This window comes from Flavobacterium sp. YO64 (assembly GCF_004119505.1).
Taxonomy (GTDB): Bacteria; Bacteroidota; Bacteroidia; order Flavobacteriales; family Flavobacteriaceae; genus Flavobacterium; species Flavobacterium oncorhynchi.
Genome location: NZ_NRQV01000044.1, coordinates 17,831 through 27,882 on the forward strand (window position 1 = coordinate 17,831; position 10,052 = coordinate 27,882).

General features: G+C 31.4%; 11 protein-coding genes. All 11 read right to left on the reverse strand.

All coding sequences use genetic code 11. From position 1 onward, the window contains the following. Positions 1-36 precede the first annotated feature (36 nt). A complete protein-coding gene (locus BOW57_RS19355) occupies positions 37-267 on the reverse strand; it encodes a hypothetical protein (RefSeq protein WP_129056681.1) in 231 nt (76 codons plus the stop codon). Positions 268-347: 80 nt separating this feature from the next. Next, on the reverse strand, positions 348-1,016 hold the full coding sequence (locus tag BOW57_RS19360) for a response regulator transcription factor (protein ID WP_129056683.1): 669 nt from the start codon (positions 1,014-1,016) through the stop codon (positions 348-350). Positions 1,017-1,027: 11 nt separating this feature from the next. Next, complete coding sequence (locus tag BOW57_RS19365; RefSeq protein ID WP_129056685.1) at positions 1,028-1,255, reverse strand: hypothetical protein; 228 nt, start codon at positions 1,253-1,255, stop codon at positions 1,028-1,030. Positions 1,256-1,290: 35 nt separating this feature from the next. Continuing rightward, complete coding sequence (locus BOW57_RS19370) at positions 1,291-2,793, reverse strand: tetratricopeptide repeat protein (RefSeq protein ID WP_164973744.1); 1,503 nt, start codon at positions 2,791-2,793, stop codon at positions 1,291-1,293. Continuing rightward, the gene (locus tag BOW57_RS19375; protein WP_129056690.1) at positions 2,780-4,471 is read right to left on the reverse strand and encodes a tetratricopeptide repeat-containing sensor histidine kinase; all 1,692 of its coding nucleotides are present in this window, start codon (positions 4,469-4,471) and stop codon (positions 2,780-2,782) included. The genes BOW57_RS19370 and BOW57_RS19375 overlap by 14 nt, the downstream gene beginning before the upstream one ends. 224 nt (positions 4,472-4,695) lie before the next feature. Further along, the gene (locus tag BOW57_RS19380) at positions 4,696-5,130 is read right to left on the reverse strand and encodes a carboxymuconolactone decarboxylase family protein (protein WP_129056692.1); all 435 of its coding nucleotides are present in this window, start codon (positions 5,128-5,130) and stop codon (positions 4,696-4,698) included. A gap of 79 nt (positions 5,131-5,209) precedes the next feature. Beyond that, complete coding sequence (locus BOW57_RS19385) at positions 5,210-5,782, reverse strand: Crp/Fnr family transcriptional regulator (RefSeq protein ID WP_129056694.1); 573 nt, start codon at positions 5,780-5,782, stop codon at positions 5,210-5,212. Positions 5,783-5,906: 124 nt separating this feature from the next. Then, entirely contained in the window at positions 5,907-6,251 is a 345-nt protein-coding gene (gene rplT / locus BOW57_RS19390; protein ID WP_007810721.1) for a 50S ribosomal protein L20, read from the reverse strand. Between the two features lie 101 nt (positions 6,252-6,352). Further along, positions 6,353-6,550, reverse strand: a complete 198-nt coding sequence (gene rpmI / locus BOW57_RS19395) for a 50S ribosomal protein L35 (RefSeq protein WP_007810722.1) — start codon at positions 6,548-6,550, stop codon at positions 6,353-6,355. A gap of 116 nt (positions 6,551-6,666) precedes the next feature. After that, on the reverse strand, positions 6,667-7,218 hold the full coding sequence (infC, locus tag BOW57_RS19400; protein ID WP_089054229.1) for a translation initiation factor IF-3: 552 nt from the start codon (positions 7,216-7,218) through the stop codon (positions 6,667-6,669). 22 nt (positions 7,219-7,240) lie between these two features. Continuing rightward, complete coding sequence (thrS, locus tag BOW57_RS19405; RefSeq protein WP_089054230.1) at positions 7,241-9,187, reverse strand: threonine--tRNA ligase; 1,947 nt, start codon at positions 9,185-9,187, stop codon at positions 7,241-7,243. Positions 9,188-10,052 lie beyond the last annotated feature (865 nt).

Here is a 10,052-nt window from a genome sequence, read left to right on the forward strand (position 1 = left end):
TAAATTCATTCTAGATATTATTTTTTTCTAATCGGCTTAGTGTTTTTTATATCTGTTTTTCAATGCTGTTCCAATAATAATAATTTGTAAAACAAGAAGAGCAGGAATAAAAACAATTTTCCAATCAACTTCAAGCCATCCCGTTTTCTCAGAAACTAGAGCAAAAGTCAGGGAAAGAAATAGGCACAAAAGCATAGTTTTCATAATAATTTTATTATTGGTTGTATTTATTTTTGCAAATAAATTGAATTTGTATTTTAATTTCATTAGGTAGATTCGTAGGTTATAGCAAACTTATGTCTATAAATGTGCATTTCCTTACGGGAATCCGTAAAAGAATAGAAAAATTAAACCAGTCCAAAATCCTTTGCAATAGCAATTAAATGCACATTGTTGTTCGCTTTGAAGTAGATTTTTAATTTATTTATTCGTTTTTCTATACTGCTCGTTCCATTAGGAGTTATTGCATTTACTTTGAACTCACTTGAGATACTTTCTAATATATGACCTTGAGCTAGAAGTTTTAGAATTGAAATGTCATAAGACTCAATTTCTATCAGCGATTTATCATTAAAACTAAAATTTAAATCTGACGATAGTATTTTTTCCTCTTCGTTATAGGTCTTCTCAATTGCATTTCTTAATTCATGAATACTATTTCTACCTTTCGAAACATAAGCATTAATTCCTAAATCATTAAAAAGCGTTTTAATTCGATAAGGTTTGTCTTCTATTGAGAATACAATCTTTTTTATGGTCGGTTGTATTGTATTAATTGCCTCTATCAAATCATCTCCGCTTTCTAGAATAGTTTCGCGATGATCTATTTTAAAAGATAAATCCGTAATAAGTAAATCATATGGTTCTTTATCTTTTAAACCTTTTTTTATTTTTAATAATCCGTCATCACAGTATTTTACATGATGAATTATAGGTATTTGTAAATCCTCAAGCGCTTGAATAACCGCTATGCTTATACTATCTAGATCTTCTGCTACTAAAACTTTTTTAAACATAATACTTTACTTTATAAAGGGAAAGTGAAATTTATCTTGAAACCTTTTTCTGAATTATGGTCAAAATTAATAGTTCCATTTATTGTTTTAATACGGTTTTCCACATTTTGCATCGTATTTTTTAAAAATGTTTTTTTATTTTCAGTTCCAACCCTGTTATCACTATAGGTGACAGTGATATTTTTTTGAATTATTTTGAAAGAAACTATTACAAGAGAAGCGTTGCTGGCATTTTTCATAATTTGAAATAATTCTTGCAGCACTCGATAGACAGTTATTTTTTTATTTTATCTATTTTATTCCAATGAATATCATTCAGGCCGTTTGTTAGAATACTTATTTGTGCTGTTTTAAAACCTGAAATCATTTCTTTAAGACCAGATTCGTACCTTTCATTTGTGTCAATACTGCTGTTTTCTCTCGAAATAGTACGTGTTTGGAAATAAATTTTTTCAAGATTATTTAATAGTTCAGTTTTATTTTCGACAGTTTCTAGATCGTTTCTTTTAACAAAAGACAAAGTATTGTATACTTGAAGAGTAAGTTTATTATGTAGTTTTCCTGAAATTCTTTTTTCACTTTCAAATACAGCTTCTTTTTTTTCTTTTCTCCCCTTTAGAGATAAGTAAAATAATAGAATTATAAAAAATCCAATTATGAAAACGATTATAATATATGAAATGATATTTCGATTTTTATGTCGTTCTAGTTGCAGTTCATTTTCTGTCTTTTCTGCCTTGAGCTGTAAATTTTGCTCTTTATCTACCTTAGACTCGTATCGCATTGTAGAAAATTGATTCTTATTCATTTTTCCTGCTTTCGCAATACTGTCTGTAAGATGAATGTACCTTTCAGTATGTTTTTTAAGTTCATTTCCTTCACTAGATTCTATAACTACATAAAGGCTGAGAATAATTTCTGTTACAGATTTCAATTTTTCAGCTGTTTTTAGTGCTTCAGCTCCATATTTTTTTGCTAATCTAGGATCGCTTTTTTGAAAATATGTAGAAAGATGGCGGTAACTGTTTACTAAACCTTCGCTTCTTTGTGGCTGCAGACGAATTTCTAGAGCTTTGTAATAGCATTTTAAAGCTTCATCATAATTTCCTTTTTGATAATAGCAATATCCCATATTGTCTAGTACAAAAGCATAATTGCTATCGTCTAAATGTTTATGCTTAGAAGCGTGAACATTAGAAGCAAGGATTTGATAAATCTCTATTGCTTTGTCATATTCATTTTTGTTTTTATAAGTAGCCGCAATATTATTTAAAGCAACACGTTTTCTCCACAAACTTGTTTTTAGTTTTAGCGCCTTTTTAAAATAAAGTTCCGCGTTAGTAAAGTCATAAGTACTTAAGTAATTTTGTCCTTGTACATTGTAAATAAGCCAAGAATATCTGGGGTTCTTAATTAACTTTAAATACGGTAATGCTTTTGTAGCTGCAATTTCGCTGGAAATATAATCAGAGCTTGAGTAGTATAGATCTGCGATACAATACAGTGAATATACATAATCTGTTGTATTGATTTCTGGATCACAAAGTTTTATAGCCTTATTATAGGTTAGAATTGCCAGTTCTCTATTGTCATCGTCAAAGTACAGATCTGCTTTATCTATTAATCTTTTAATTTCGATAGAGTTATCCTTAGCCTTTTGCTGTATTATTGCGTTTTTATTTCTCTGAAATTGTAATAGAAATATTGCCCCAACTATTAATATTGTTAAGAATATTAAAAAGTACTTTAAGATAAATCTATTCTTAATAAACTTCATTGCTTTTGTAATCAAATTGAGATTTAAAGATAACCTTAAACCCATTACTAGGAGTGGAATCAAATTTAATTTCTCCTTTTACTGAGTTAATTCTGTTCTCTACATTGTAAAGACCATTTTTAAAAGTCATAGAGTTTAAATTGATGCCTTTTCCATTGTCCGTATAAGTGACCGTAATGTTTTTATTGCTTTTTTTAAAATTAATACCAACTAGTGTAGCGTTACTATGTTTTTTCATATTTACAAGTAATTCCTGTAACACCCTGTAAGTGGTTATTTTTTTGTTTTTTTCAACTTCATTCCAAGGGATGTTTTCAATACCATTTAGTAGAAGATTAATATCGGGAGTATTGAATCCTGCAATCATTTCTTTTAAAAATAAGATGTATTTTTCAGATGTTATAATTGGACTGTTTTCTTTTGATATATCTCTAGTTCGAGAATATATTACATCTAGATTTTTTATTAATTGTTCTTTGTTTTCAGATACAGAAAGGTTTTTATTCTCGGCAAAAGCCATCGTATGGTAAATGTCATTTGCTAATTCATCATGCAGTTTTTTAGCAATTCGTGTTTCGCTTTTGTAGGTTGCTTCAATTTTTTCTTTGTTAGCTTTAGATGTTAAATGAAAGTACAACGCTAATATTAAGCTTAAACTTAATATAATAATTATATAAGAAATTATATTTCGATTTTTTTGTCTTTCTAATTGAAGTTCGTTTTCAATTTTATCGGTTTTCAGTTTTAGGTTTTCGTTTCTCTCTTTTTTTGAGTCATACTTAATTCGAGCAAATTGATTTTTTGCTTTCTGTCGTATTTCGGTTAGACTGTCATTAAGTTTAATATATATGAGAGAGTATTTTTTTAGCTCACTGCTTACCGAGCAGTTTATTAATAACTTTAGAGCAGACATTCTGCCTTCGGAGTAGTTTAGGAGAGCTGCGTTTTCATAACTAAGCTGCGCATATTTTTTTGATAGAGAAGGATTTTTTGGTTGGTAAAATTCAGCTAAATGCAGATAAATTTTAGAAGTCGAAAGATAATCTTTTATTTCGGCTGCTGCTTTTAATGCTTTTTTAAAGTATGAAAGTGCTCGCGGATCCTTAATTTTAAAATAGCAAAAACCTATATTGTCTAGTACTTTGACATAGCTTTCTGGGTTTTCAAGGATTTCTTTTTTCTCAATCAAAGAAGTAAAAATGTCTAAAGCTTCATTGTATTTGCCCTGTTCCAATAAAACGACCGCAATATTGTTTGTCGTATTTAGTTTTCTCCATTCACTTGTATTTAAACTTAATGCTTTTTTATAGTAGGATAATGCATTGTTGTAATCATAAGTATAGAGGTAGTTGTTGCCCAATTCTATATAAGTGTTCCAAATATGTTTAGGATTTTTTATGTGTTTAAGATGAGGCAAAGCTTCCGTAAGAGTTGATTCACTGCCAGTATAATCTCCTTGATATCTTTGGATTTCAGCCATCGCATTTAATGTGCTGACAAAACTTTCTGTTTCTGTTTTTGGGTTGCAAATAAATTTTGCCTTGTTGTAGTAAAAAAAAGCACTGTCAAAATTTTGATCATCATAAAAGCGATCTCCTATTGCGATCAGTTTTTCTGCTTTTTCTTTTGTGTCAGTTGCAGCGACTTTAGAAGATTCCTCTTTTTGACATGAAAACAAAATAATAAATATTAGAATTATGTATAGGGATATTATCTTGTGTTTTTGTTTCATGCGCCAAAAGTAAAAAAATAAATCCCCTTGAAAGAGTATATATACGGTATTTTTAAAACTGAGAATAAAACTGTTTTTTCTATTTCTCATTTACAATCAGATACGACAAAGCCCTCTAGATAGAGGGCTTCTGTATTTTGTAAGCTTGTAAAATTTATCTTTATAAAAAATTAAACAGCTCTCAGTCCTGTTGTAATTGCTAATCTATTCCAAGAGTTAATTGTGATGATTGCAAGGATGATTTCTGCTAAATATTTTTCATCAAATAAGTTTGCCGCATTTTGATAAACTTCATCAGAAACATGATTTCCAATTAAGGTAACAGCTTCAGTTAAAGCTAAAATTGCTTTTTCTTCTTCAGTATAAACATTAGCTTCGCGCCAAGCGCTGGTTAAATAAATGCGTTGCTCTGTTTCGCCTTGTTTTCTAGCATCTGCGGTATGCATATTAATACAAAAGGCACAACCATTTATTTGTGAAGCACGAATTTTAATTAGTTCTTTATGAGTTGATGTTAATGAAGTTGTTGAGATGTATTTTTCTAAATTCATTAATGCTTGATATGCTTGCGGGGCAACTTCTGGGATAACGATTCTTGATTTCATTTTTATATGTTTTAAAAGTTCAATACAAAGGTCAGTAATGACTGCTATAAAAAACTTGAACTACTTCAAGAAATGTAGCTTATACTTTTCCAGCCCTGATTTTACTCATAAATTCAGCTGAAAAATCTAAGTAAGAAGCAAGCATATACTGAGGAACGCGTTGTACAAAATCGGAGTTTAGATTGTTGAAATGATGATATCGCTCTTCTGCCGACATTGTAAATAGAAATTTAATTCTCATTTGAGCGGCTCCAAATGATTTTTGAGAAACGATTCGGAAGTATCGTTCTAACTTCGGAATCTCAATTAATAGAGATTCTAGAGTTTTTTTTTCGATAGCAATTAGTTCACTGTTTTCAACTGTCTGAATGTAGAAATGTGATGGAGTAGTATTGTGATAACTTAAATAATCAGTAATCCACCAATTTTCAATCGCAAATTGCAAAGTTTGTTCTGTTCCTTTTGAGTTAATTATATATTGCCTTGCACAGCCTTTTATAATAAAATATAATGTATTACAAACTTGTCCTTCTTGCAATAGATGTTCTTTCTTTTTTATTTTCGAGAGTTTTAAACATGATTCAAGTGTGTCAATTTCTGAGGGCTCAAGTGTTACAAATTTCTGGATGTGATCAAAAAGAGGAGTAAACATTTTGTAGTTGTTTTTTTAAAGAGTCTTAAAGGTAAAGCAGATTGTTGTAAAAACAAAAAACCATCCGAATTAACGAATGGTTTTTTTATGATAAGTAAGTAATCTAAATTGAGTTTATAAACGTTTATTTTACTTTATTAAGTATTGCTTTGAAAGCTTCAGGGTGGTTCATAGCTAAATCTGCAAGAACTTTACGGTTCAATTCGATTCCGTTAGCTTTTACTTTCCCCATGAATTGAGAATAAGACATTCCTTCTAATCTAGCTCCAGCGTTGATACGTTGAATCCATAAAGCACGGAAATTTCTTTTGTTTTGTTTTCTATCGCGGTAAGCGTAGCACATTGCTTTCTCTACTGCATTCTTAGCAACTGTCCAAACGTTTTTACGTCTACCAAAGAAACCTTTGGCTTGCTTCATTATTTTTTTTCTTCTTGCTCTTTTAGCAACTGAATTTACCGATCTTGGCATAATTTTAATGTGTTTTTGTAGCAGGCGTCCTGAATTAAATCAAAGGAACTTAAAAGCCATACTCCAAGGTTATATAAATAATTTTTTAACCTAAAGAATTATTAGATAATTCTTAATTGTTGTTTGATGCTTTTCATATCTGTTGAGTGAACTAGCGCTGAGTGAGTCAAAGCTAATTTACGTTTTTTAGATTTTTTAGTCAAGATGTGACTTTTAAAAGCATGCTTTCTTTTAATCTTTCCAGAACCAGTAACTTTAAAACGTTTCTTAGCGCTAGATTTAGTTTTCATTTTAGGCATTTTTCCTAGTGTTTTAATTTATTCTTACTTACTTATATCTTGAGTCAGAAAGTTCAAAAGTCAAAAGTCAAAAGTCAGTTTATGACTTTCGACTTTAAGACTTTAAGCTTTAAGACTTATTTCTTTTTCTTAGGAGCAATGAACATAATCATTCTCTTTCCTTCAAGAACAGGCATCGCTTCAACTTTACCATGTTCTTCTAGATCTGTAGCCAAACGCAACAATAAAATTTGTCCTTGATCTTTATAGATGATTGAACGTCCTTTAAAGAAAACAAATGCTTTTAATTTAGAACCTTCTTTTAAGAATTTCTCAGCATTTTTTCTTTTAAATTCATAATCATGCTCATCTGTTTGAGGACCAAAACGAATCTCTTTTACAACAACTTGTGAAGACTTAGCTTTTAATGCTTTATCACGTTTCTTTTGTTCGTAAACAAATTTCTTGTAATCCATGATTTTACAAACCGGCGGCTCAGCATTTGGTGAAATTTCAACCAAGTCTAATTCAAACTGATCTGCTAGACGCAAAGCTTCTGCAAGCTTAAATACACCTGGTTCGATGTTCTCGCCTACTAACCTCACTTCTTGTACACCACGAATATTGTTGTTTATTCTGTGTGCATCTTTTTTTTCTACTCGAGGTTGAAAACCTCTGTTACTTTTTATTGCTATGACTTTCTAATTTAAGTTAAACTGTAAATACTTTTAATGTCTTTTTTATTTCTTCGTCTACAATCGAAGCAAATTCTTCGATAGAAACTGTGATATTGCCTTTTCCTTCCTGTCCATGGCGGCGTATAGAAATTGTGCCGTTTTTCTCTTCTTCCTCGCCCACAATCAACATAAACGGGATTTTTTGCATTTCGGCATCTCTAATTTTCTTACCGATAGTTTCGTTTCGGTTGTCAATTAGGGCGCGAATTTCGTGATTTTCTAGCAAATCTAAAACTTTTTTAGCATAATTTTCGTATTTCTCGCTCAAAGACAAGATAATAGCCTGTTCTGGCATAAGCCAAAGCGGGAAATTTCCTGCAGTGTGTTCTAGTAAAATTGCTATAAAACGTTCCATAGATCCAAAAGGAGCTCTGTGGATCATAACTGGACGATGTAATTCATTATCAGCGCCTTTGTATGTCAAATCAAAACGCTCAGGTAAGTTGTAATCTACCTGAATAGTTCCTAATTGCCATTGTCTTCCTAAGGCGTCTTTAACCATAAAGTCAAGTTTAGGTCCGTAGAACGCAGCTTCGCCATATTCAACAACAGTATTTAAGCCTTTATCAGCAGCTGCATTGATGATAGCGTTTTCAGCTTTCTCCCAGTTTTCATCAGTACCAATATATTTTTCTCTGTCTTCTTGGTCTCGTAATGAGATTTGAGCAGTAAAGTTTTCAAAACCTAATGAACCAAATACATATAATACTAAGTCTATTACCTTTTTGAATTCCTCATCTAATTGCTCTGGAGTACAAAAAATATGTGCATCATCTTGAGTAAAACCACGTACACGAGTTAAACCGTGTAATTCACCAGACTGCTCGTATCTATATACAGTACCAAATTCAGCATAACGCTTAGGTAGATCTTTATATGACCAAGGTCTTACATTGTAAATTTCACAGTGGTGAGGGCAGTTCATTGGTTTTAGCAAAAACTCTTCACCTTCGGCAGGAGTATGTATTGGCTGAAAACTATCTGCACCATATTTAGCATAGTGACCAGAAGTAACATATAGTTCTTTTTGTCCAATATGCGGGCTCACAACTTGTTCGTAACCTGCTTTCTTTTGAGCTTTCTTTAAAAATTGCTCTAAACGTTCTCTAAGTGCCGCGCCCTTAGGTAGCCATAAAGGTAAGCCTTGACCCACTTTTTGAGAGAAAGCAAACAATTCAAGTTCTTTTCCTAATTTACGGTGATCGCGACGTTTTGCTTCTTCAAGAAGTTCCAGATATTCAGTTAAATCTTTTTGTTTAGGGAAAGAAGTTCCGTAAACACGAGTTAACTGTTTGTTCTTCTCATCACCTCTCCAATAAGCACCAGCAACACTCATCACTTTCATGGCTTTGATAATTCCGGTATTCGGAATGTGGCCTCCACGACATAAATCAGTAAAAGTAGAGTGATCACAAAAAGTTATAGTACCGTCTTCAAGATTAGAAATCAATTCAGTCTTGTAAACGTTGTCTTTGTACATCTCTAATGCATCAGCTTTACTAACCGGACGCATTTTGAATTCATGTTTTCCTCTTGAAATTTCAAGAACACGATCTTCGATCTTTTTAAAGTCAGCCTCAGAAATCTTTTGGTCTTCAAAATCAACATCATAATAAAAACCATTAGCAATTGCTGGTCCAAGAGTTAATTTAATTCCTGGGTACAATTCTTCAAGAGCCTGTGCCATTACGTGCGAAGTCGAATGCCAGAAAGCTTTTTTACCCTCAGCATCATTCCAAGTATATAATATAAGATTACCATCGGTCGTTAATGGAGTTTCGGTTTCAATAGTTGTACCATTAAAAGATGCAGAAATAACATTTCGTGCAAAACCTTCGCTAATGTTTTTAGCGACCTCCATTGGAGTTACGCCTTGAGCGAACTCTCTAATTGACCCATCGGGTAAAGTAATCTTGATCATTGTTTATAATTTTGTGAATGCAAATATAAGTGATTACAAAAATACATACAATATATATATGTATAAGATTGCTATTATATAATAAGAAGGATGTGGTGTTGTATTATGTAAATGTAAAATTCTACTATAATATATAAGAGTAAAGGTTTGTTTTATTTTTGGGGAGTTGAAATAGTTTTGGTGTTAGTATTTATAAGCGGCTTTTTCCTTCTATGGGTTTTAATCTTTTATTTTGCCCTAAAATAAAAGGATTTTCCCTTTTATCAGGGCTGGGGTATGAGTTATTAAAGGAAATAACAGGGAGAAAAGAAGGATTAAGTTCTTTTAAAGATCAAATATGCTTTAAAAAGGGGGGTTTAAATCTTGGTTTTTCATTAAAGAACCGCCAAAAGAGCTAAGAACTCTTCAAAAAAGGAGTTGTAAAAAGGCTGAAAAATAAAGAAAACACAGTGAAAAGAAGAAAAACCGCACAATGGGTTTAAAAAAGAAGAATTGTAAAACACGAGTTATGAGAATGTTAAGAAATAAAGTAAAAAAAGATTAAAAAAACTTTGCAAAAAGTCTTGTTTAAGTGGATAAAGGTGGTACTTTTGCACCCGCAACAGCGATAAACGTTCACCGAAATACTGACAGGGATTTTAATTAAAGAGAAAAGAAATTTTCAAAAAAAGATTAGAAAAAGCTTGTGAGAATGGAAAACGGATATTACATTTGCACCCCGCAAAATGCGGAAAGTTATTTGAGAGATTGGTAGGAGAAATGAGAAAAAGGGGACGAAAAAAAAAGTTTCAAAATTTTTTAAATTTTTCTTGCGAGAAACAAAATAAATTTTTAGTTTTGCACCCGCTTTGAGAAACAACTTAAG

Excerpts from the sequence above, each read along its gene's own strand:
- rplT (WP_007810721.1), bottom strand. The coding sequence starts at position 6,251 with ATGCCAAGATCGGTAAATTCAGTTGCTAAAAGAGCAAGAAGAAAAAAA.
- thrS (WP_089054230.1), bottom strand. The coding sequence starts at position 9,187 with ATGATCAAGATTACTTTACCCGATGGGTCAATTAGAGAGTTCGCTCAA.
- BOW57_RS19380 (WP_129056692.1), bottom strand. The coding sequence starts at position 5,130 with ATGAAATCAAGAATCGTTATCCCAGAAGTTGCCCCGCAAGCATATCAA.
- BOW57_RS19355 (WP_129056681.1), bottom strand. The coding sequence starts at position 267 with ATGAAATTAAAATACAAATTCAATTTATTTGCAAAAATAAATACAACC.
- BOW57_RS19360 (WP_129056683.1), bottom strand. The coding sequence starts at position 1,016 with ATGTTTAAAAAAGTTTTAGTAGCAGAAGATCTAGATAGTATAAGCATA.
- BOW57_RS19385 (WP_129056694.1), bottom strand. The coding sequence starts at position 5,782 with ATGTTTACTCCTCTTTTTGATCACATCCAGAAATTTGTAACACTTGAG.
- BOW57_RS19370 (WP_164973744.1), bottom strand. The coding sequence starts at position 2,793 with ATGAAGTTTATTAAGAATAGATTTATCTTAAAGTACTTTTTAATATTC.
- rpmI (WP_007810722.1), bottom strand. The coding sequence starts at position 6,550 with ATGCCTAAAATGAAAACTAAATCTAGCGCTAAGAAACGTTTTAAAGTT.
- BOW57_RS19365 (WP_129056685.1), bottom strand. The coding sequence starts at position 1,255 with ATGAAAAATGCCAGCAACGCTTCTCTTGTAATAGTTTCTTTCAAAATA.